This window comes from Bacteroides caecigallinarum (assembly GCF_016901995.1).
GTDB lineage: Bacteria > Bacteroidota > Bacteroidia > Bacteroidales > Bacteroidaceae > Phocaeicola > Phocaeicola cellulolyticus.
Genome location: NZ_JACJLE010000002.1, coordinates 67,385 through 88,350 on the forward strand (window position 1 = coordinate 67,385; position 20,966 = coordinate 88,350).

The 20,966-nt window shown below is 39.7% G+C and carries 21 protein-coding genes and 1 pseudogene; 13 read left to right on the forward strand and 9 right to left on the reverse strand.

Annotation, left to right across the window (positions count from 1 at the left end; all coding sequences use genetic code 11):
• Nucleotides 1-30: 30 nt before the first annotated feature.
• The 3 genes from H6A61_RS00945 to H6A61_RS00955 form a co-directional block, all read right to left on the reverse strand.
• Entirely contained in the window at nucleotides 31-1,227 is a 1,197-nt protein-coding gene (locus H6A61_RS00945; RefSeq protein ID WP_204390413.1) for a hypothetical protein, read from the reverse strand.
• A gap of 277 nt (nucleotides 1,228-1,504) precedes the next feature.
• Entirely contained in the window at nucleotides 1,505-1,813 is a 309-nt protein-coding gene (locus H6A61_RS00950; protein ID WP_204390414.1) for a helix-turn-helix domain-containing protein, read from the reverse strand.
• Between the two features lie 236 nt (nucleotides 1,814-2,049).
• On the reverse strand, nucleotides 2,050-2,244 hold the full coding sequence (locus H6A61_RS00955; RefSeq protein ID WP_204390415.1) for a hypothetical protein: 195 nt from the start codon (nucleotides 2,242-2,244) through the stop codon (nucleotides 2,050-2,052).
• A gap of 265 nt (nucleotides 2,245-2,509) precedes the next feature.
• On the opposite strand from H6A61_RS00955, the gene H6A61_RS00960 reads away from it, so the two are divergent.
• The 9 genes and pseudogenes from H6A61_RS00960 (at nucleotide 2,510) to H6A61_RS01005 (ending at nucleotide 11,516) form a co-directional block, all read left to right on the forward strand.
• The gene (locus H6A61_RS00960) at nucleotides 2,510-3,415 is read left to right on the forward strand and encodes an ion transporter (protein ID WP_204390416.1); all 906 of its coding nucleotides are present in this window, start codon (nucleotides 2,510-2,512) and stop codon (nucleotides 3,413-3,415) included.
• Between the two features lie 28 nt (nucleotides 3,416-3,443).
• Nucleotides 3,444-4,205: an SDR family NAD(P)-dependent oxidoreductase gene (locus H6A61_RS00965; protein WP_204390417.1), complete on the forward strand. Its 762-nt coding sequence runs from the start codon at nucleotides 3,444-3,446 to the stop codon at nucleotides 4,203-4,205.
• Nucleotides 4,206-4,317: 112 nt separating this feature from the next.
• The gene (locus H6A61_RS00970) at nucleotides 4,318-7,851 is read left to right on the forward strand and encodes a DEAD/DEAH box helicase (RefSeq protein WP_204390418.1); all 3,534 of its coding nucleotides are present in this window, start codon (nucleotides 4,318-4,320) and stop codon (nucleotides 7,849-7,851) included.
• A 67-nt stretch (nucleotides 7,852-7,918) separates the two neighbouring features.
• Nucleotides 7,919-8,314, forward strand: coding sequence for a hypothetical protein (locus tag H6A61_RS00975; RefSeq protein ID WP_204390419.1), 396 nt, complete (start codon nucleotides 7,919-7,921; stop codon nucleotides 8,312-8,314).
• A complete protein-coding gene (locus H6A61_RS00980) occupies nucleotides 8,307-8,975 on the forward strand; it encodes a nucleotidyltransferase domain-containing protein (RefSeq protein ID WP_204390420.1) in 669 nt (222 codons plus the stop codon). Before H6A61_RS00975 ends, H6A61_RS00980 begins: the two co-directional genes overlap by 8 nt.
• A gap of 112 nt (nucleotides 8,976-9,087) precedes the next feature.
• Nucleotides 9,088-9,600 carry a PH domain-containing protein gene (locus tag H6A61_RS00985; RefSeq protein ID WP_204390421.1) on the forward strand — a complete coding sequence of 171 codons (513 nt, stop codon included), beginning with the start codon at nucleotides 9,088-9,090 and terminating at the stop codon, nucleotides 9,598-9,600.
• Nucleotides 9,601-9,787: 187 nt separating this feature from the next.
• Nucleotides 9,788-10,387 (forward strand): annotated as a pseudogene (locus H6A61_RS00995) (helix-hairpin-helix domain-containing protein); the annotation flags it as partial.
• A 108-nt stretch (nucleotides 10,388-10,495) separates the two neighbouring features.
• Nucleotides 10,496-11,029, forward strand: a complete 534-nt coding sequence (locus H6A61_RS01000) for a GNAT family N-acetyltransferase (protein WP_204390457.1) — start codon at nucleotides 10,496-10,498, stop codon at nucleotides 11,027-11,029.
• A 4-nt stretch (nucleotides 11,030-11,033) separates the two neighbouring features.
• A complete protein-coding gene (locus H6A61_RS01005) occupies nucleotides 11,034-11,516 on the forward strand; it encodes a GNAT family N-acetyltransferase (RefSeq protein WP_204390422.1) in 483 nt (160 codons plus the stop codon).
• A 55-nt stretch (nucleotides 11,517-11,571) separates the two neighbouring features.
• On the opposite strand, the gene H6A61_RS01010 is transcribed toward H6A61_RS01005, so the two are convergent.
• Nucleotides 11,572-12,027 (reverse strand): GNAT family N-acetyltransferase, encoded by a 456-nt coding sequence (locus tag H6A61_RS01010; protein ID WP_204390423.1) that lies wholly within the window; start codon nucleotides 12,025-12,027, stop codon nucleotides 11,572-11,574.
• Between the two features lie 144 nt (nucleotides 12,028-12,171).
• On the opposite strand from H6A61_RS01010, the gene H6A61_RS01015 reads away from it, so the two are divergent.
• Nucleotides 12,172-12,714, forward strand: a complete 543-nt coding sequence (locus H6A61_RS01015) for a cyclophilin-like fold protein (protein WP_204390424.1) — start codon at nucleotides 12,172-12,174, stop codon at nucleotides 12,712-12,714.
• Nucleotides 12,715-12,721: 7 nt separating this feature from the next.
• Here the strand turns inward: H6A61_RS01015 and H6A61_RS01020 are convergent, their stop codons facing one another.
• On the reverse strand, nucleotides 12,722-13,603 hold the full coding sequence (locus H6A61_RS01020) for a helix-turn-helix domain-containing protein (RefSeq protein ID WP_204390425.1): 882 nt from the start codon (nucleotides 13,601-13,603) through the stop codon (nucleotides 12,722-12,724).
• A gap of 125 nt (nucleotides 13,604-13,728) precedes the next feature.
• Here H6A61_RS01020 and H6A61_RS01025 point away from each other — a divergent pair, with 125 nt between their 5' ends.
• Nucleotides 13,729-15,018, forward strand: coding sequence for a cytidylate kinase family protein (locus H6A61_RS01025; protein WP_204390426.1), 1,290 nt, complete (start codon nucleotides 13,729-13,731; stop codon nucleotides 15,016-15,018).
• Nucleotides 15,019-15,102: 84 nt separating this feature from the next.
• On the opposite strand, the gene H6A61_RS01030 is transcribed toward H6A61_RS01025, so the two are convergent.
• The 4 genes from H6A61_RS01030 to H6A61_RS01045 are packed head-to-tail and all read right to left on the reverse strand — an operon-like array spanning nucleotide 15,103 to nucleotide 17,045.
• Entirely contained in the window at nucleotides 15,103-15,552 is a 450-nt protein-coding gene (locus tag H6A61_RS01030) for a DUF4252 domain-containing protein (RefSeq protein WP_204390427.1), read from the reverse strand.
• A complete protein-coding gene (locus tag H6A61_RS01035; RefSeq protein WP_204390428.1) occupies nucleotides 15,549-16,073 on the reverse strand; it encodes a hypothetical protein in 525 nt (174 codons plus the stop codon). The genes H6A61_RS01030 and H6A61_RS01035 overlap by 4 nt, the downstream gene beginning before the upstream one ends.
• Nucleotides 16,070-16,576 carry an RNA polymerase sigma factor gene (locus tag H6A61_RS01040; protein ID WP_204390429.1) on the reverse strand — a complete coding sequence of 169 codons (507 nt, stop codon included), beginning with the start codon at nucleotides 16,574-16,576 and terminating at the stop codon, nucleotides 16,070-16,072. Before H6A61_RS01040 ends, H6A61_RS01035 begins: the two co-directional genes overlap by 4 nt.
• Nucleotides 16,563-17,045, reverse strand: coding sequence for a DUF4252 domain-containing protein (locus tag H6A61_RS01045; RefSeq protein WP_204390430.1), 483 nt, complete (start codon nucleotides 17,043-17,045; stop codon nucleotides 16,563-16,565). Before H6A61_RS01045 ends, H6A61_RS01040 begins: the two co-directional genes overlap by 14 nt.
• Nucleotides 17,046-17,251: 206 nt before the next feature.
• Between H6A61_RS01045 and H6A61_RS01050 the strand changes: the two genes are divergently transcribed.
• Both H6A61_RS01050 and H6A61_RS01055 read left to right on the forward strand, forming a co-directional pair.
• The gene (locus H6A61_RS01050) at nucleotides 17,252-17,824 is read left to right on the forward strand and encodes an FKBP-type peptidyl-prolyl cis-trans isomerase (protein ID WP_204390431.1); all 573 of its coding nucleotides are present in this window, start codon (nucleotides 17,252-17,254) and stop codon (nucleotides 17,822-17,824) included.
• Nucleotides 17,825-18,009: 185 nt separating this feature from the next.
• On the forward strand, nucleotides 18,010-20,922 hold the full coding sequence (locus tag H6A61_RS01055; RefSeq protein ID WP_204390432.1) for a M16 family metallopeptidase: 2,913 nt from the start codon (nucleotides 18,010-18,012) through the stop codon (nucleotides 20,920-20,922).
• Nucleotides 20,923-20,966 lie beyond the last annotated feature (44 nt).

Consider the following 20,966-nt stretch of genomic DNA (forward strand, 5'->3'; position numbering starts at 1 on the left):
TTATTGGGAACTATCGGTAATTGTTTGGAGTCATTTGGAATATATCAGAGGATATTCCACGTCATGACTTGTTTCATACTTGTCGGTGAAATTAAGTCCATCGGCATACTGCGATGCTATCTGGCAGAAAAACAAGATTCTCTCGACAGTGCTAAGCTCTTTATGATAATTGTAATTCATTACAAACTTAAACAGATGACTGCTTGATGCCGAGAAAGCATTATAAATTTCCTGTAAGTTTATCTGGTCAAGAACTTCACCTTCTGTTTTCATATATTCCTGAGGTATAGCATCGGCTATATTCTTCGGACCTTTAGCCAGGTTCTTCCTTTTTGATATGATTTTTCTTATTATCTCCAACGCCACCGCAGAAGTACGCAGATTATCTACCGAAAGTTTTATCCTGTAATTGGTCTGAGGCTCAATCCATACAGGATTTCTCATACTGACGACCTGACGTATATCAGTTTTTTCGTCTAAAAGGAACTGGTCACGGAGGTATTTCAAACGGCGGACTTTCTCGAATATCCTGTTCTGATAAGCTATAAGATTCAGGTAATGAATAATCTGCTTCTCGATCTCAATGAGATTATGATAAGAATCATTAAGCTGAAGTTTCACGTCATTCACCACTATACGCATTTGAGTGTCCATGGCAACTCTGAAAAAAACAGGCTGAGCGTTGTCTATTATATCTTCACTCCTATTGATGAGGAGTGCTATGTTCCTGCGTTTTTCATCAAGATTATTCAATTTTGAGAGCTTTACACGATAGTTTGGTTCATTCTTATAAGTATTGTCAATGTTGCGTTTCAAGTCTATTACATTACGCACTGTTATCATTGCAATATTTTTCAGACACCGTCTTACCTCTTTGTGATAATTATATTTCCGCTGCTCATTATCTTCTTTAAGATAATAATCGATATTTTCATTCAGACGTCCCAAATAATCATTTACAAACGAAACATTTATATTCTCATTGACCTGTAAAACATCCTCGAAGAATTTAAGATATACATCCTCCATTTCAAGGAAATTCCCGCTATCTCTTATTATTCCGTAGTCAATAAGATATTTAATTCTTTCTTCTTTATATTCAGTGAGTTCGAGTGCATAATCATATTTCAAGGAAGTTGAAGCTCTTTTCTGAAACATCTGTTTCAGCAGAAGTTTCTCTCTTTCAAGTACACGCAAAAGCTCATCAATAGATTTAAAGGTGTTCATAGTTCAAGATAAGAATTGTTACTGAAATGATAGTTACTAATTTAATGAATAAAATACTTTTCAACCATATCCTTGAGCTTATCCGATGACAGGTTTGCTATGCCTATTGATTCAATAAGTAGTTACATCGTATGAAGGAGACAGACGCCAAGTACCGTACACACCCATAACGAATGAAAAAATTCTTATTTGGATAACCTACGTCTGGCATCCCATGCCAATCTACCAATTTCCTCACCCCAAAGGATTACTTTTAACGACAGTACCATAATTTATGCTATTTAGAATGTCTGACACGCTGTACCTTTTTATCATCCCTACGCATCAGGTAAGGAGATTCTGGCAACTCCGGAAGAAGATTGTCTATGGTGTTAATCTGCCCGACCACTTTCAACAACACAATAAATGTTGACAACGAAATATTGCCCGATGTACCATTCTCGAATTTATGGATGGTTGTAAGTCCAATACCGGATTGCTCAGAAACATCTTTCTGAGTAAGTTTGCAACGAATCCTATATTCTTTAAATCTGTTACCTAATAACTTTACAAGCTCAGGCGTGGAGTATTCATAGAAATCTACCATATAAACCGCATTTATATATCATTATAATGATAGTTACATATATTTTCAAGCGTTAATCTTCACTATTATGAAGATTATAAATACAAAGCTATGTAATTTCTGAGAATAAAACTAATTTTTCTTAGAAAACTTATTGTCAGATTATACAATATTTAGTTATAAAATTATTATTTGTAAATATTTTTACGCTGCCCTATAAGCAACTATATCAATGAGTTCTTTGACAAGTTTAGCATTTATCCTCTTGTTTGGTCTTGCACCAGACAGTTAAAAAACTCGTAACGTTTCCCGTAGCGTGCAGGCTGTGTGAAGTTTATTTTTCTTGGTATGACCACTACATATTTCGTACTTTTGTTTAATTTTGCGGTATATCCATTAAAGGCATCCCTGCAGATATTCATATATTGGTTGAGCGCTCCTGATATTTCCATGTTTAACTTATGTGTAGATAATATAAAGTTACTGAAAATCAGGAACTTGACCAATTCTTTATGCTAACTCTTGTTAATTTAAGTCGCTGATTTTTAAGTATTAAAGGATGAGATTAAAATATCGCCGTCCTGGCATAGATAGCGTAACACGTTCGTGCAACGCGTTATGGTAATAATATCAAAACATTATATTTCTGATATATTATCACAAAAACATTATGATTTATTATTAACTTTGTTCCTTACTAAAAATATAAACATAAGCATGAAATTCATTTCAAGAATACATCAGCGTTGGCATGATTTCCTTCATAGCGATGAACTGAAAGAAAAGATATATTCTATTGTGTTTGAATCGGACACAAAAAAAGGAAAGCTGTTCGACATAATCCTCATAAGCAGCATCACCCTTAGCGTACTGCTTGTCATAGTAGAAAGTATGCACATATTCCCCCACTCTGCCTATTTAGTTCTAAGAATATTGGAATATCTGCTCACGCTGTTTTTCACTTTTGAATATCTGGCAAGAATATACTGCCTGAAAAAGCCTCAAAAATATATCTTCAGTTTCTTCGGTATAGTTGACCTACTGGCTACACTGCCTGTGTATATGAGTTTCTTTGTTACAGGTTCGCACTACCTTCTCGTGATACGGGCTTTCCGACTGATACGAATATTCCGCATCTTCAAACTCTTCACCTTTATAAACGAGGGCAACCTGCTGCTTCGTTCGCTGTGGATAAGCGCGCCCAAGATACTGATATTTTTTTTCTTCGTGCTGATACTCGTCACGTCGATGGGAACAGTGATGTACATGATAGAGGGCGACGTACCGGGCTCCGGCTTCAACAATATTCCCAACAGTATATACTGGGCTATAGTTACAATGACCACCGTGGGCTATGGCGACATCACTCCTGTCACAGCCATTGGCAGGTTCATCTCCGCAGTGATAATGCTGATTGGTTATACCATAATAGCAGTGCCTACAGGTATAGTTTCAGCCACAATGGTGAGCGAGCATAAAAAACTGGAAAAGCGGAAATGCCCACTCTGCAACCGCGACGGGCACGATTTCGAGGCCTTATACTGCAAATACTGTGGCGCGAAACTGAAAATGGAGAAGCCCCGGGAGTTTGTGAATGAGAGGCCGAATGATGAGAGATTCTAAAAGACAACAATTCAAACATAATATAATAATGAAAGGAAAAACAATCTTAATCACCGGTGCCACAAGCGGCATAGGTGAAGGCTGCGCAAGAAAATTCGCGGCAATGGGAAGCAAGCTTATACTGAACGGACGAAATACTGAAAAGCTTGAAAGTGTGAAACAGGAACTTGAAAAGACAGGAACAGAAGTCGCAACTCTTCCATTCGATGTTAGAAACCGTGAAGAAATGCGTAATGCCATAGACTCTCTGCAAGGAGAATGGAAGAATATAGATGTTCTGATAAACAATGCCGGTCTGGTTTTGGGCATTGATAAAGAACACGAAGGTTCATTGGACGAATGGGACGTAGTGATAGACACCAACATCAAAGGACTACTGGCAATGACACGCATGATTGTTCCGGGTATGGTGGAACGCGGATGCGGACATATTATTAATATAGGTTCCATTGCAGGCGATGCGGCATACGCAGGCGGCAGCGTTTACTGCGCAACAAAGGCTGCGGTAAAAGCACTGTCGGACGGACTACGTATAGACCTTGTTGACACTCCTCTGAGAGTAACCAACATCAAGCCGGGAATGGTTGAGACCAACTTCTCCGTTATCCGTTTCCGTGGAGACAAAAACAAGGCAGATGCCGTTTACGATGGGCTGAAACCACTTACAGGTGACGACATAGCCGATGTGGTTTATTACGCAGCATCAGCCCCTGCTCATGTACAGATAGCAGAAGTTCTGGTTATGCCTACTTATCAGGCTACAGGAACTGTATGCCACAGACAAAAATAAATTGCATACACTTACCATAAAAGCTAAGAAGTATAATCCAAAACAGCGTTTAAATACCATTTAAATACTATTTAAATACTATTTAAACAGTACTCAGATAAGATATAGTAACATGGCAGAACAATTCGGAAAAACATGGTGGGGCAGCGAATGGCTCCGCTCGCTTACTCATATAGACTATGATAACCGTATTCCTCGCGGAGCTACATACGCACGCAAAGGAAACGTTATAGACATAAAACTGAAAGACAATATCATCACTGCAAAAGTGTCAGGAAGCAGGATAACACCATATAAGGTCAATATCATCATTCCTCCTTTCTTCCCGGAACAGATTGACGCGCTGATGAATGAACTAATCAAGTATCCGGGCATTATATCACGGTTGATGAACAGGGAGATGGCCCCGGAAATCATGTCAATAGCCAGAAGCTGCGGACTCAAGATTTTCCCTGAAAAATGGACCGACCTGAAAATGCAATGCAACTGTCCGGACTGGGCCGTGCCATGCAAACACCTTGCTGCCGTAATCTACATGTTCAGCCGCGAGATTGACAATAATCCATTCATTGTGTTCAGTATGCACAATGTAGATATTATGGAAGAGCTTAAGAAACGCGGAATATTTATCGAAGAGACCAGCAATGATATATCAGTACAAAACATAAAGGAGGTGGTAAGAACAAAAGGCTCTAGGGAAGTGAGCCATGGGGAACCTGTGTTCAAAAGAATAGACTTCTCAAAACTGACTGACAAGTCGGAAGCCTTGCTCATGCTCCTGGCAGAAAACCCTCCTTTCTCCACTACAGGGGATTTCAAAGAAAAATACTCGACTGAAATAATGCGAGCAAAGAAGAATGTACAACGATTCTTCTCAAGGAGGCTTGACGCTTCGGGGCTTTTCCCTCAAACGGACATCATATCAGGCAAGGAGATTAAAGCCGATAGAGAATTTTCATTACAGTTTGACAGCAATCTGAAATGGAAAGTAATGAACATCAGCTATGAGGGACAGGAACCGATAACGGACTTTTTTGACGACGGTTCATTGCCTCTGGCTCTGCTAAATATAAACCCTGACTTTCTGCCCGACTATCATCCTTCGGTCATAGCTCTGAACCAGGCTCTGATATGTTCACTGCATCTGCTGTCGAAAGGAGCTGTAGCACCACAGATACTTCAGCTTTCAAGTAAAGAGTACGCCATCAGGTGGATTCCGGCTTATATCGACAGCCAGGTAAGACAACTAATGGATATGCTTGAAGATATTATTCCCGACAAACTGCTGGAATTCAGACCGGTGGAACGTAAAACAGGAAAATTTATTTACAACAAGGGAGAGTGGATTGTGTCGTTCTTTCTCGGAAAACTCATAAATAGACTTACGGCCGACAGCCTGAAATTGCCTGTAGAAGAATTATTCTTCAAGGAGAGACACCTTCCCTTCAGCGGTGTAGGAGAAAAAGAAACGCCGGGCGGAATAAAATCATGGATAGCATCATACTCGCTCATCGAATCAGACTACCGACCTGTTCTCTATGTAGAAGAAAGTACCGATGGCGGTTTCGACATTACCGTTGGCGTGGAAAACACACGCAAACCGGAAAAGGAAGTCACTGCACTGTCCGATATACTCTCACAACCCGAATATGAGCACGAACGCTTCACCATTCTGAGAAGCTTCACCCTGCTGGCAGGAATGATGAAAGACCTCAACGGATATATTGCTAATGGAGCAAAACAAGCTTTACACTACACCGAAAAGACATTCCTGCCCGTAATACTCGAAATAATACCTGCTGTAAGGATTCTTGATTTCAAGGTTTTCATGCCTAAATCGCTTCAGCAACTCATACGTCCGAAAGCATCATTGTTGCTGAAAAAGAAATCCGGAAGTGAGAAAGGCTTCCTGAGCCTTGCCGATTTGTTCACCTTCGACTGGGAAGTGGCACTTGGCAATGAGATAGTGTCGATGGAAGAGTTCATGAAACTGCAGAAGAATGCCGGAGGACTGATAAAATTCAAGCAGAAATATATCTATACCGATGCAGAAACTCTGGAAAAGCTTCATGACGCTTTCCACAAGATGGATAAACTCACTCCGGCGCAGTTGCTGCAGGCAGCCCTTACAGAGGAATACAACTCTGCACCTATACGCCTTACAGACGATGTGCGACAACTGATCAAGGAATTGACCGAACAGGAGAACATTGCCCTTCCACGGAAACTTAACGCACAACTGCGTCCATACCAGGAACGCGGATTCTCGTGGATGTACCGCAATATGCGCATAGGATTCGGTTCGGTTCTTGCCGACGACATGGGATTGGGCAAGACTCTGCAGGCTATAACTCTTATTCTGAAACTGAAAGAAGAGGGAGCATTGAAGGAAGGCAAAGTCATCATAGTTGTACCTACGGGGCTGCTCACGAACTGGCAAATGGAAATAAGCCGATTCGCTCCGTCGTTGTCAACATTCGTCTATCACGGTACTGGCAGAGATCTGAAGAGCTTTAAATCAGATATTCTGTTAACTACATACGGTGTTCTGCGCTCGGACAATGCCAAACTTAAAAAAAGACAATGGACTATAATGTTCATTGACGAAGCACAAAACATAAAGAACAACGATACGGCACAGAGTAAGGCTGTGAAGTCAATTCCTGCCACAACTCACATAGCTCTGAGTGGTACTCCGGTAGAAAACAGGCTTACAGAATTCTGGAGCATAATGGATTATGCCAACAAAGGCTATCTGGATACGCTTAAAGCCTTCAAGGAAAACTATGCGAACCCTATCCAGCTTTGGAATGACGGCGATTGTGCCGAGCGCTTCAGAAAAGTAACAGCTCCGTTCATGATGCGGAGAATGAAGACAGACAAGAATATCATTTCCGACCTGCCTGACAAGATAGAACTTGATGTATATGCTTCGCTCAAACCGGAACAGGCTGCTCTGTATGAAAAGACTCTGGAAGCTGCCATGAACGAAATAGAGGGAATACCTACAACAGACAACGAATCTTTGTTCAAACGACAAGGACTCATCCTCCAGATGATTATGGCGCTTAAACAAATATGCAATCATCCGGCACAATTCCTTAAAAACGGTGACCGGAGGTCTGAATTGTCAGGCAAGACAGAAATGCTGCTCGACAGAATAGAAGGGATTGTCGATGGCGGCGAAAAGGTGCTTGTCTTTACGCAATATCGAGAGATGGGTGATATGTTAGTGGAATTCATAACTGCAAGGACAGGTGAAAAACCACTGTTCTATCATGGTGGATGCAGTATTAAAGAACGTCAGACAATGATTGACCGCTTCCAGAACAACCGCACAGACAAGATTTTCATACTTTCGCTAAAAGCCGCAGGTACAGGACTAAACCTGACAGCCGCAACCCATGTAATCCATTATGACCTTTGGTGGAACCCTGCTGTTGAAGCACAGGCTACCGACCGTGCCTACCGTATAGGCCAAAAGAGCAATGTCATGGTTCACCGCTTTATCACCAAAGACACATTCGAGGAATGTATCAATGACATGATACAACAGAAAAAGCATCTGGCTGACATGACAGTTTCGAGCGGCGAAAGCTGGATAGGCAAACTAAGCAATAAAGAGTTACGAGAGATATTCGGCTGATAAAATACAATAATGTAAACATTTAGAATAATTTAGTGCTAATATGTTACATAAAAACAAAATATATATGAAATACCTCAAGTCCCTTCTCGTATGGCTATGCTTCATACCCACAGCAATACTAAATGGTGGATTCAGGGAATATGTATTAACCAAATATCTGGATACCGCACTGGCTACAGCCGCTAGCGGTATCCTGCTTAGTATCATGATACTGTTTATCACATGGCTGCTCCTTCCACGACTAGTCACACTTAATAGAAAAGAAAGTTTCATAGCCGGCATAATATGGACGCTGCTCACCGTTATATTTGAATTCACATCCGGAATAGGAACAGGTGTACCTATGAAAGAACTCATAGCAGCGTATAATCCGCTATCCGGAAATTTATGGATATTGGTAGTCCTAACAACAATGCTTGCACCGACAATAATATCAAGAATAAACAAACGATATGAATGAAAACAACTTCGACATAACATCCTGGCTGAAAGTTTTTCAAGAGAGACTTATCTCACTATTCGGCAACAGAATTAAGTTTTTCGGACTGCAAGGCAGTTACGGACGAGGCGAACAGACAGCCGACAGCGACATAGATGTGGTAATAATTCTTGACGAAGTAAATTTTAAGGACTTACAGAATTATCAGTCAATGCTTGACTCTTTCGATGAACATGACATGATATGCGGATTCGTATCCGGAGAAAGAGAACTGATTAACTGGGAAAAATCAGATCTCCTTCAACTGGTTCTTGATACGAAACCCATAATCGGTACATTAGATTATCTGCAAAAAATATCTAGCGATGACGACATACGCCGCTCCGTTTTGACCGGAGCCTGTAACCTGTATCATGCCTGTTCCCATAATTTTCTTCATGCAAAAGATATAAACACCTTAGTCGGACTCTATAAAGCTGCACGTTTCACCGTACGCATGAAACATTTTCTTGATACAGGCTCTTACATCAGTTCAATGAAACTCCTGTCAGAACATGTCACAGATAAAGACCGTACTATACTGAATATAGCATCTGCAGATTTTCAAGAAAACGACTTTACCAAACGAAGCCACATATTGATTGAATGGGCTAGTGAAATAATAACCGAATATCACGGATAAATTCTTTATTTCATAAAAAATCTATTACTGATTATAATAATTACAACTGTTTTAGTTATATTTGTTTTGGTTCATTAGATTATAAACAATAATATTTCCAATACATATCATTATGAAAAACGACAGAATTTCTTTCCCATGTACATGGAGTATGGGCGTTACGGTCATAACAGCCATAACAGTTATTATTCTGGTTGCATCAACATATTTTATCTGGACAGATGATTTTCCGTCATCAATGCTTTGGCTCAAATACACGCTCATAGTTGTTTTTATAGCTACCATTATAGGTGGATTAGGCTATATGCCGATACGGTTAACTATTGGAAACGATAAAATAATTTTACACAGACTGTTTGGCGCTATTAATATACCTATAAAGGATATTATAGCAATAAAAGCCATACCAAACTCAGAAACAGCTTTTTCTATTCGAATATTCGGCAGCGGTGGCCTATTCGGATATCTAGGAAAATTCAAAAATCCTAAGTTAGGCAGCTATACTATGTATGCAACTAATCTGAACGAATTAGTACTCATCCGTACGAACAGTAAGAAATATGTATTCAGCTGCAAAGGCAGGGATGAATTTATTGAGTCTTTACAACAAACAATAATAAAATAAAGGATATAGATACATGGCAAGCAACATTGACTTCATAGAGTTTATATGTTCCCAAATAAAAGGAATTGGAACAGTACGCTATCGCAAGATGTTTGGCGATTATATGATTTACCTCAACGAAAAGCCTATAATACTTGTATGTGACAATATAGCTTACGTTAAGAAGCACCCTTCGATTGCCAACTTAATGCAAGACAGTGAAGCCGGCATCCCATACAACGGTGCAAAGGAGCACTATATTCTGGACGTAGAGCACAAACATCCTTTGGTTGATGTGATAAGTACATTGGAAAAGGTATTACCATTGCCAAAAGAGAAAAAAGTAAAAAAGAAAAGTTCAAGAAATAATGTTCATCCTTTCCGTAAGATTCCTAATGTAGGACCAAAAACAGAACAGGGTCTTAAAGCCATGGGCTACACCACCACCGAATCATTAAAAGGTAAAAAAGCAGACGATTTATACCTGGAAGAGTGCTGTTTACTTGGTTACACTATAGACCGCTGCCAGCTTTACCTGTACCGTGCATTAGAATATTACATCAATACGGAAAAACCGGATACCGATAAATGTAAATGGTGGTACTGGAAAGATGAATATTTCCATCCTTCCCCATGCGGTGCAAAATGTGTAGAGTGTCCATCTTTCCCAAAAGACTGCAAGGGATGCCGCAAAATAAAAGGCAAAGTATTTTGGCTTCAATACACAGATTATGAAGTTTGTCCAATATGGAAATGCTGTAAGGAACAAAAACGTGAAAACTGTGGAGACTGTCCGGAATTACCTTGCACCCGTTTCATGAAAGATCCTACATTATCAGATGAAGAGAATGAGACCAATCTGAATAAGATGATTAACAATCTTACAAAAAATAATAAATATATGACAAAACATTTCATGGAAACTCAAAGACTTATTCTCCGTCCGTGGATTGAAGCAGATGCTGAAGCACTTTATAAATATGCCAAAGATCCTGCTATTGGACCTATTGCAGGATGGCCACCACATACATCAGTTGAAAACAGTAAAGATGTAATACGAGAAATTTTATCTGCTCCTGAAACATACGCTGTAGTATTGAAAGAAACAAACGAACCAATAGGCTGTGTAGGAATCATGTTCGGTAACGGTGTACATAGTGCGGATATTCAGGAAGGTGATGCGGAAATAGGTTATTGGATTGGTGTTCCTTACTGGGGACAAGGACTAATACCGGAAGCTGTAAACCGTCTTCTGAAACGTTGTTTTGATGAACTTGATACAAAAAGAGTATGGTGCGGATATTATGACGGAAATTTAAAATCACGCAGAGTTATGGATAAATGCGGCTTCAAATATCACCATACTGAAGAAGGAAAGATTTCTCCTTTAGGTGACGAACGTACCGAACATTTTACATTACTCACCAAAGATGATTATAATAAAAAGTAAAACCATGAATAAACAAATAAACTATAATATTCGTCCACTTGAAGAAAAAGACCTCTATGATATGCAGAACCTATTTCGTTCCACAGTATTAAACGTCAATATTAAAGACTATACAAAGGAAGAAGTGGAAGACTGGGCTTCATGCGGTAACGACATGGAACACTGGAAGGAAATCCTATTTAATAATCAATTTATAGGAGCGTTCGACAAACAGGACAACCTGATTGGATATTCTTCAATGAACAAGAGAGGTTATATGCATTCCATGTTTGTACATCCAGACTGGCAGGGTAAAGGTATAGCGACTCAGCTTCTTTATGAAGTTGAAAAGATAGCAAGACAATATGAAGTAAAAGAGATTACATCAGATGTAAGCAAAACTGCACGTCTATTCTTTGAACACAAAGGATATGTTGTGGAATGTGAGCAAAAACAACAGGCAAATCGTTTGAAACTGACGAACTACAAGATGAAGAAAGTTTTATGAACTTCTATGCAATATTAATTAGAAAAGAATTTCCCTGTTCATCAATATCAGACTTTTATACAGACAATTCTTTTCTGAAATATACCATATCCTTTAATGTTATCCCGTTTTCTACAATCGGATGATCATAATTGGCAGTAAAGAAATCAGGAACAATATGAGAAAATGTGAAACCGCAGTTTTTATAAAAAGAGATAGTGTTTATGCTCTCTCCTGTACCGACTATCATATATTTGAATTTGTCTGCATAACGTTTACATAAGAAATCCACCATTTTCTTTCCGTAACCTTTTCGTTGATATTGTGGAGAAACAGCTAAACTTTTAAGTTCACACACATTGTCACCTTCATTTGTCACGACTGCGGAGGAAATAGGTTCCTTACTCATGTTAAACATAACAAACATATCACCACGCTCCAAATAACGGTCGATCATTGACTCCTGTTCATCTGCCAACAACAGCAATTCTAAATATTCTTTCTTATTTGTTTCTATCTTACGTATTTCCATGATGTTACAAAGATACTAAATGATTATATGCAAGCAAATAAAAAAGAAACCGTAATTCTGGTACAATCATCAGTAATCTGTATATAAAGTCTTAATGGTAAAGTCAATACCTTTGTATCAGTACAAAAGATAAAGACTATGATTATGGGAAAAGCAAGATTACTGTTTTTTATTTTCATCTACTCCATGTTTGCAATGGCGTGCAGTCCGGAACCGGAAATACTATCCGGCAATAATTCAGAAACTGAAATTTCAAATGGGAACAACGACCAAGACGAAGAAAATACAAACAACGATAACCAGAATAACAATGAAGAAAATATGAGTAACTCAACAATTAAATTCTCAGTTAATGGTACGACGCTCACAGCCACACTAAAAGACAACGTATCTACAAGAGCTTTAGTAAATCTACTCAAAGAAGGGCCTCTGACCATAAACATGAATGACTATGCCGGAATGGAGAAAGTCGGCCCTATAGGAACTACCCTACCGCAATGTAACGAAAGACTCACCACACAACCGGGTGATCTGATTCTCTACCTGGGGCAGTATTTCGTGATTTATTACGCTCAGAATACATACTCGCTGACTCCACTTGGGAAAATAGACAATACTTCAGGCGATGAGCTGATTAGAATTCTTGGAAACGGCGATGTAACGGTTACAATCTCATTAAGCGAATAACAAGCCATTATTTATCCCGCCTCTGCAAATCGTTCTTCATACGAAATTTCAGAGGTGATACTCCTGTCTTACGCATAAAAAACTTTCCAAATACGGACTGATCGGAAAAGCCAAGTGCATCCGAAATTTCCTTAATGTCCATATCAGTACACTCAAGCATACGGCGTGCGTCAGAGCAGAGCATCTTCGATATATGAAAGCAGACAGTACTTCCTGTGACACTTTTGACCACCCGCGACAGATAGGTGGTCGTGATGTTCAGACTGTCGGCATAAAAACCTATTGAATGATGTTTGCGATAATTCTCTACAAGCAGCTTCTTGAAGTTACGGAATATCTCGTTTTCACGCTTCACATACACAGTAGTATCGTTGTTTTCCACGCACAAGACATCTGCTATCTGTAAAAGGAAGAAATTACAAAGGTTTCGTATTATTCCATCGTGATATACATTCATAGCATTAAGCCGGTCACCAAAAAGCGACATGGTTTGTTTCAGATAAGAGAACCTCCCACTTTCAATATCAAACACGGGAAGCCTGTAATTGCCGAGATACCTTGCCACCTGATTATACAGCGGCTGGCCGTCAGGAAGACTGTCAAAATACGAAGGTACGATATATACGATTTTCAGCGAAAAATCTGCATCGAAGTCTTCGATTGAGCTTGTCGTACTCGGTGTCAGAACAACAAGTTTTCCACGGTGAAGGTCATAATTGCCATAAATATCGGATAGCTTTGCTGTTCCGTTTATGACTAGAAGAAAGAAAAATCCCTTTTCAAATATAATTCCGCTATAATCACCAGGATTACCGTATAAATCACAACAACACGTATTTCCTGCCGTCATCCCAATTGATTTCATTACTTCATATACAGAGATATCCATAACCTGTTTTTTATTACAAAGATACCTTTTGTTTCGTTTTAAACCAAAATAAGTTGTTCTTTTATATCTGTCATTATAGATTTTAGGCTGAACTTTGCAGCTGTTTTACAAATGACAAATACAATATGAATAAATTTCTTCTAAGACGCTATCTCCTGTTCTGTGTGGCACTGTTTGTCAACGCACTGGGAATAGCATTTATCACCAGAGCAGCCTTGGGTACATCCCCCATTACCAGCGTAACTTACATTCTTAGTATGTTCACTCCTTTCACCATTGGCGAATGGACTATCATGCTGAACATACTGTTCGTCGTTCTCGAACCTTTCATGATTACACGTCAGGACCTGAAAGAAGACCTGCGCATGTTCCTGCTGCAGATCCCGATATCTTTCTGTTTCGGAATATTCATAGATATATGTATGCACTATATATTGTTCTGGCTCAATCCGGCAACATATCCAAGCATGATTATAGCTCTGCTGATAGGTTGCGTGATATTGGCTGTGGGTATCGCACTCGAAGTAAAGGCCAATGCGGCAATGATGGCTGGAGAATACTTCGTAAAGGTTATTACACGCCGTTTCCGTGGCGAGTTCGGATACATTAAACTTGGATTTGATGTCACACTGGTAGCTATTGCCTGCCTCCTGTCGCTTATATTCATGTCCGGCATATATGGTGTACGCGAAGGCACTGTAATTGCAGCTCTGATAGTAGGTCCTATTGTTCATTTCGTCAGTCCGTACTACAAGTTTCTCGATAAATGGATTACTCCTGCTACTGATGAAAAATTCACAGACGCAAAAGAGAACAAAAATATCATCATTACAATTGCCCGTGAATATGGTAGCGGCGGACATCTGCTTGGCGAAATGCTTTCTAAAGAGCTTGGAATAAAACTGTATGACAAAGAGTTTATCGGTATGGCCGCCAAACGTAGCGGTATGGATGAAAACTTCATTGCAAAGAACGAGCAGTCCATTCCATCATTCTGGCTTAAATGTATCATGTCGAAAAACAGCGAACAACCGCTGGAAGGTAGCCTTTCATCGGACGATGTTCTGTTTGTGGCAGAAAGCAAGATTATTCAGGAACTGGCAGAGAAAGAGCCGTGTATAATCGTTGGACGATGCGCTGATTTCATCCTGCAGGACTATCCGAAGGTATTGAAAGTGTTTTGCTATTCTGATATTGAAAATGCTGTTTCGCGCTGTGTCAGCGAATACGGTATAAAACGTGAAAATGCAGAGCAGGAAATACGCCGTATCAATCGCAACCGCATCCATCATTATGAATATTATACCGGTCGTAAATGGGGAGAGCCTCATCATTATAATATTATGTTGAATACTGGTACAATAAGCCTTGAAACGGCGTGCAAACTGATAAAAGATATTTACAGGAATATGTGATAAAAACACATATAAAAAATGAACTGTCATTCGCTCTTAAATGACAGTTCATTTTTTTAAAACGTATCAACGGTAATTTCCGTACTACTGATTTACAATACCGCGAACTTCATCCACTGTGAGTTTTCCTTCAAGAATTATTACCGTAAATTCCTTGCCTTCATCAACCAGCAGAACATATTCGTTTGCGTCCTTATTCTCTTTCGTATAAATGAACACTCGTTCTCCGCTGTCCTTTACACGCAATAATTCTTCATATCCGTTTTTGGTATTGATAAATGCCGTTTCTTTACGCAACAGATCTGATGCTTCCTGATTTTCGGACGAGAGAATTTGCAATCCGGTAAGTTTCTTTGCCACTTTATCTATATTTATATCACCGGTATTTGAACCATTCATCATGCTGAACATTTTCGGGGATACATAAACGGATGTCACCCCTTCCATTTCAGCTATTTTCTCAAAACGATTCTGTGCGTTAACAGACAATGCTGCCAGCATAATACTTACTATAATAAATAATCTTGTTTTCATCTTCTAAAGTTTTTAATATTGTCAATTTTTTCTTTTACATTTTTCGTCACATTTCTTGCTTTCTCTATTTGGGCGTCGCCTTTATTAAAAGCTTCGGCAAAAAGCTGTAGGGCATTTTCGGTTGCCATGTATGCTTCCTGAGGATTGTCGAATGTATCTTTCATCATCGTAGTGTCCTCCTGACTCTTTGGCATAAATACACTTATACCTATCAGTATCACTACAGCTGCTGCTATTCCCGACACATATTTATATAGAGTATAATATCGTGGCTTATCTGCCTTGCTTTGTTTTTCCCACATATCTATATTGTCGGAAATACGTTTCTCCATTCCTTCAGGAACTGTGGGTTCATCATTTTCTTTCATCTCTGCCAGACGACAGAACACCTCTTTGTCAACAGAGAATTCGGCTGATACTTCATCATGCATGAAATAATCTTCCAGAATTTTTTCTTCGTTGACATCGGTTTCGCCGTTATAATATTTTTCAAGCAAATGTCTGATTGTATCTTCCTTCATATCTTGTCCTTTAAATTAATAAACTGTTCCCTTATCTTTTTTCTGGCTTTCGAGAGTGTGGCACGTATGTTCACCTGGTTCAACCCCGTAGCTTTTCCTATTTCATCAAACGAACATTCGTTTACATCCCTTAGCCACATTACTTTTTTCTGTATGTCTGGCAGTCCGCCTATCATCTTTCTTAACCTGACATTTTCTTCTTTCTGTTCCAGCCTTTCACCAATATCATCGTCTGCCAAGCCAACCCGTTCTTCATCTATCACGTCCTCATAATTACTATGACTACTTCTTATGAAATCCATACACAGGTTCTTCACCAGAGTAACACAATATGCTTCACGGCAAACCGCCGCATCAAGCTCATCGCGTCTGTTCCATAATTTCAGATAAGCATCCTGAACAATATCTTCGGCATCCTGAACATTCCTGAGTATGGAATAAGCTGTCCTGTAGAGTTTTGCATGGTACGGAATGAAGAGTGACTTAAATTCATTTGCGTCCATTGCGTTTATCTGTTTCCTGTTGCACTAGTTTGTCTATATCCTCCTGTCTTATATTTCCTTTGAGCAGTATCAGAGCACAATCGTCTTTTCCTCCACATACTATAAGAAGTTCCTTAATTATATCTTTCTTTTCCTTGACAAGTATCTGCACGCTTCCATCCTGATCCTTGGCTCTGACCATTGTCTCATATCCGTGTCCATTCAGCGAAGCTACTCTTTTTGTAAATCTGGCTTTCACACGTTCACTGCATTCTTCCAGGTCGAGAACTCTGACGCTGTTAATACGTGCGGAGATATCATCCTTGTCTTCTTCATCCATAAACATGTGTCCCATTTTCATCAATATCCACGGAACACTTACATACTCTGCCCTATCGGCATCCTTAAACTCGTTGATAATAGAATTTACATTTACCGCACATAGCATCTGGGTTGAAAACAACATAGCTATAAAGAAATATTTTTTCATGACTGACTCATTTTTTTTAATGTTATACATAATCTTTGATGCGCATTCTATGTGAAAGACGGAACTTCCCGGTGAAATGTTGCATCAGAAAATAAGTTTTTTTACAAAAATATGAATATCTGAAAAACCAAAGTACATATCTGCCTAAAATTAAAAGCTTTTTTACTACCTTTGTGTCCGGATTTTTAAAACATACATTTTAGATTATGGAAAATAAGTACATCACCGTAGCATACAAACTTTATGCTATGATAGACGGCGAAAAAGAATTGATAGAAGAAGCTCCTGCAGAACATCCTTTCCAGTTCATCACAGGTATAGGATATACACTTGAAAGATTTGAAAAAGAAATAACAGCACTTGCTAAGGGAGACAACTTCAACTTTACTATCCCTTGTGCAGAAGCATACGGCGAAGTTGATCCTGAAGGAATAAAGACTCTTCCTAAATCTGCATTCTGCGGTCCTGACGGCAAGTTTGACGAAGACAACGTGTTCGAAGGAAACATCATCATGCTGAACGACGGCGAAGGAAACCAGTTCTATGCAAACGTTGGTGAAATCACTGACAGCACTGTAACTATCGACCTTAACCACCCTCACGCAGGCAAGGATCTGATATTCGAAGGTTCTGTATTGGAAATGCGTGAAGCTACAAACAAGGAAGTTCAGGACATCGTGAACTCTATGAGCGGATGCGGTGGCGGATGCAGCGGATGTGGCGGCGGATGCGGTGACCACGATGATGACTGCAGTGGCGGTTGCTGCGGATGTCATTAATTACATACGAAAAGACTGATTTAGCATAAGTGTAAATTACATTTTATTGTAGTTTACACTTTTTTTATGCCGTTTTTCATTGTATAAGCAAAAATATATATACATAAAGATAAAAAGAACTGTTATATGACATATTTTTAGAAAAACATTGTGTATCTTCGCATTATATTACAAATAACAGAAGTATGAACAAATCAAAGAAATTTATCGGAGCAGCCGTACTGCTGGCATTGATGACAGCATGCGGAAACGGTTCGAAGTTTAAGTACGAAACCGTACCTAACGACCCGATGCAGACACGCATCTACACACTTGACAACGGATTGAAGGTTTACCTGACAGTAAACAAGGAAACTCCACGTATCCAGACTTACATCGCCGTAAGAGTGGGTGGAAAGAATGACCCTGCAGAGACTACAGGTCTTGCACACTATTTTGAACACCTTATGTTCAAGGGAACACAGAAGTTCGGTACTACAGACTTCAGCAAGGAAAAACCTATGCTGGACGAAATAGAACGCCTGTTCGAAGTTTACAGAAAAACTACTGACGAGGCTGAAAGAAAAGCTATCTATCACCAGATAGACAGTGTGTCATACGAAGCTTCAAAAATAGCTATTCCTAACGAGTACGACAAGCTGATGGCAGCTATCGGTGCAAACGGTACAAATGCTTACACCAGCTACGACCAGACAGTGTATGTGGAAGACATACCGTCTAACGAAATTGACAACTGGGCCAAGATTCAGGCAGACAGATTCCAGAATGCTACAATCAGAGGATTCCACACTGAGCTGGAAACTGTTTACGAAGAAAAGAACATGTCGCTTACTAAAGACTTCAGAAAGGTATATGAAAATTTGCTGAGCGCTCTTTATCCTGACTATCCATACGGAACTCAGACTGTACTCGGTTCGCAGGAACATCTGAAGAATCCTTCTATCACAAATATCAAGAATTATTTCAATACATGGTATGTGCCTAACAATATGGCCATCTGTATGTCAGGTGATATGAATCCTGACGAAACTATCGAAATAATCAACAAGTATTTCGGTGAGATGAAACCTAATCCAAACTTGCCTGAACGTCCTCAGCCTAAGGAATCGCCTATCAAGGAACCTGTTGTGAAGGAAGTTATGGGACTTGATGCAGAAAGCGTAGCATTGGCATGGAGAATGCCTACTACAGTTGACGATGATGTCATCTCTGCACTCATCAGCTCTATTCTTTACAACGGACAGGCAGGTCTGCTTGACGTTAACCTGAACCAGCAGCAGAAAGTTTTGGGATGCTTCGCAGGCTCACTCGGTTTGTCGGACTACTATACTTATATGATAAGCGGTCAGCCGAAACAGGGACAGACTTTGGACGAAGTCAAAGACCTCATGCTGGCTGAAGTTGAGAAACTGCGTAAAGGTGAGTTCGACGAAGAACTGCTTCAGGCTACAATCAACAACTATAAGCTTTACTACATGAAACAACTTGAGAGCAACGAAAGCAGAGCCGACATGTTCGTTTCAGCTTTCGTCGACGGCGACCAGTGGAGTGATGTAGTAAACTTCATCGATAAGATGAGCAAGGTGAACAAACAGCAGGTTGTTGACTTTGCAAACAAATATTTTGCCGACAACTATGCTTTGGTTTACAAACGCATGGGTAAAGATCCTAACGAAAAGAAGATGGACAAACCGTCTATCACTCCTATCGTTATGAATCGTGACAGCGTAAGTTCATTCCTGAAAGAAATCCAGGCAAGCAAGGTTACTCCTATCGAACCTGTATTCCTCGACTTCGAAAAAGACATGCAGAAATTCACTGCAAAATCAGATATCGAAGTGCTTTACAAGAAAAACGACATGAACGATCTGTTCCAGATGATTTATGTATTCGATATGGGCAGCCAGAACGATAAGGCTCTGGGTACAGCATTCTCATACATGGAATACCTCGGAACATCCAAGAAATCGCTTGCTGAAATCAACAAGGAATTCTATCGTCTGGCATGCTCGTTCAGCGTACATCCGGGACTGGACCGTACATACGTAGTGCTTTCAGGTCTTCAGGAAAATATGCCTCAGGCAATGCAGCTGTTCGAAGAGATTCTTGCTGATGCACAGGTTGACGAAAACGCTTACAAGAACTATGCGGCTGACATATTGAAGAAACGTGCGGATGCCAAACTCAACCAGTCTGCAAACTTCTCACAACTGCTTTCTTACGCAATGTGGGGCGAACACTCACCTTCGAAGAACATCCTGTCTGAAAAAGAACTTACAGAGATGAATCCTCAAGAACTTGTAGATCGCATACATAAGTTCAACTGCTACAAGCATCGCATCATGTACTATGGTCCTGCCGATGAAAAAGAACTTACTTCTTTAATCGACCAGTATCATAACGTACCTGCCCAGCTTCAGGATGTACCTGCACCTGCATACGACTACAAGTATCAGCCTACTACTGAAAACAAGGTTTATTTTGCCGAATACGATGCAAAACAAATCTATTTCACAGGTATTTCAAACTTCGAAAAACAATATGATGCTGCAATCCAGCCTACTTTGAGCATGTACAACGAATACTTCAGCGGTGGCATGAACTCAATAGTATTCCAGGAAATGCGTGAAGCAAGAAGTCTTGCATATTCATCATACGCTTTCATCGCTTCTCCTTCTAAAAAGGAATATCCATACATTTTCCGTTCGTTCATCGCTACCCAGAACGACAAGATGATAGACGCCATGAAGGCTTTCGATGAGATAATCAACAATATGCCTGAATCTGAAAAAGCATTCAAGCTGGCTCAGGAAGGAACTATCAGCCGCTTGCGTACTGACAGAATCACAGGTATGAATATCTTGTGGGAGTATCTTGACCTTCAGGACAAAGGTATCGAGGGAGATCCTAGAAAAGCTTTGTTCGAACAGGCACAGACAATGACTCTGAAAGATGTGAAAGACTTCCAGCAGAAATGGGTTAAAGACCGCAAATATACTTATTGTGTTCTTGGTAACGAAAAAGACCTTGACATGAAATCACTGGAAAAATACGGTAAGATTACAAAATTGTCACAGAAAGATATTTTCGGATATTGATCTCATATAATTTATAGTGTAAAGAGACCTGTACTACTGAGTGC

Bases quoted from the DNA above. Each gene is read 5' to 3' on its own strand.
- H6A61_RS01030 (WP_204390427.1), bottom strand. From the start codon at position 15,552: ATGAAAACAAGATTATTTATTATAGTAAGTATTATGCTGGCAGCATTG.
- H6A61_RS00980 (WP_204390420.1), top strand. From the start codon at position 8,307: ATGAATGAAAACAACTTCGACATAACATCCTGGCTGAAAGTTTTTCAA.
- H6A61_RS00970 (WP_204390418.1), top strand. From the start codon at position 4,318: ATGGCAGAACAATTCGGAAAAACATGGTGGGGCAGCGAATGGCTCCGC.
- H6A61_RS00965 (WP_204390417.1), top strand. From the start codon at position 3,444: ATGAAAGGAAAAACAATCTTAATCACCGGTGCCACAAGCGGCATAGGT.
- H6A61_RS01040 (WP_204390429.1), bottom strand. From the start codon at position 16,576: ATGGACGCAAATGAATTTAAGTCACTCTTCATTCCGTACCATGCAAAA.
- H6A61_RS00955 (WP_204390415.1), bottom strand. From the start codon at position 2,244: ATGGAAATATCAGGAGCGCTCAACCAATATATGAATATCTGCAGGGAT.
- H6A61_RS01020 (WP_204390425.1), bottom strand. From the start codon at position 13,603: ATGGATATCTCTGTATATGAAGTAATGAAATCAATTGGGATGACGGCA.
- H6A61_RS00950 (WP_204390414.1), bottom strand. From the start codon at position 1,813: ATGGTAGATTTCTATGAATACTCCACGCCTGAGCTTGTAAAGTTATTA.
- H6A61_RS01000 (WP_204390457.1), top strand. From the start codon at position 10,496: ATGGAAACTCAAAGACTTATTCTCCGTCCGTGGATTGAAGCAGATGCT.
- H6A61_RS01035 (WP_204390428.1), bottom strand. From the start codon at position 16,073: ATGAAGGAAGATACAATCAGACATTTGCTTGAAAAATATTATAACGGC.
- H6A61_RS01015 (WP_204390424.1), top strand. From the start codon at position 12,172: ATGGGAAAAGCAAGATTACTGTTTTTTATTTTCATCTACTCCATGTTT.
- H6A61_RS01005 (WP_204390422.1), top strand. From the start codon at position 11,034: ATGAATAAACAAATAAACTATAATATTCGTCCACTTGAAGAAAAAGAC.
- H6A61_RS01050 (WP_204390431.1), top strand. From the start codon at position 17,252: ATGGAAAATAAGTACATCACCGTAGCATACAAACTTTATGCTATGATA.
- H6A61_RS00985 (WP_204390421.1), top strand. From the start codon at position 9,088: ATGAAAAACGACAGAATTTCTTTCCCATGTACATGGAGTATGGGCGTT.
- H6A61_RS01025 (WP_204390426.1), top strand. From the start codon at position 13,729: ATGAATAAATTTCTTCTAAGACGCTATCTCCTGTTCTGTGTGGCACTG.
- H6A61_RS00960 (WP_204390416.1), top strand. From the start codon at position 2,510: ATGAAATTCATTTCAAGAATACATCAGCGTTGGCATGATTTCCTTCAT.
- H6A61_RS00975 (WP_204390419.1), top strand. From the start codon at position 7,919: ATGAAATACCTCAAGTCCCTTCTCGTATGGCTATGCTTCATACCCACA.
- H6A61_RS01045 (WP_204390430.1), bottom strand. From the start codon at position 17,045: ATGAAAAAATATTTCTTTATAGCTATGTTGTTTTCAACCCAGATGCTA.
- H6A61_RS01055 (WP_204390432.1), top strand. From the start codon at position 18,010: ATGAACAAATCAAAGAAATTTATCGGAGCAGCCGTACTGCTGGCATTG.
- H6A61_RS01010 (WP_204390423.1), bottom strand. From the start codon at position 12,027: ATGGAAATACGTAAGATAGAAACAAATAAGAAAGAATATTTAGAATTG.
- H6A61_RS00945 (WP_204390413.1), bottom strand. From the start codon at position 1,227: ATGAACACCTTTAAATCTATTGATGAGCTTTTGCGTGTACTTGAAAGA.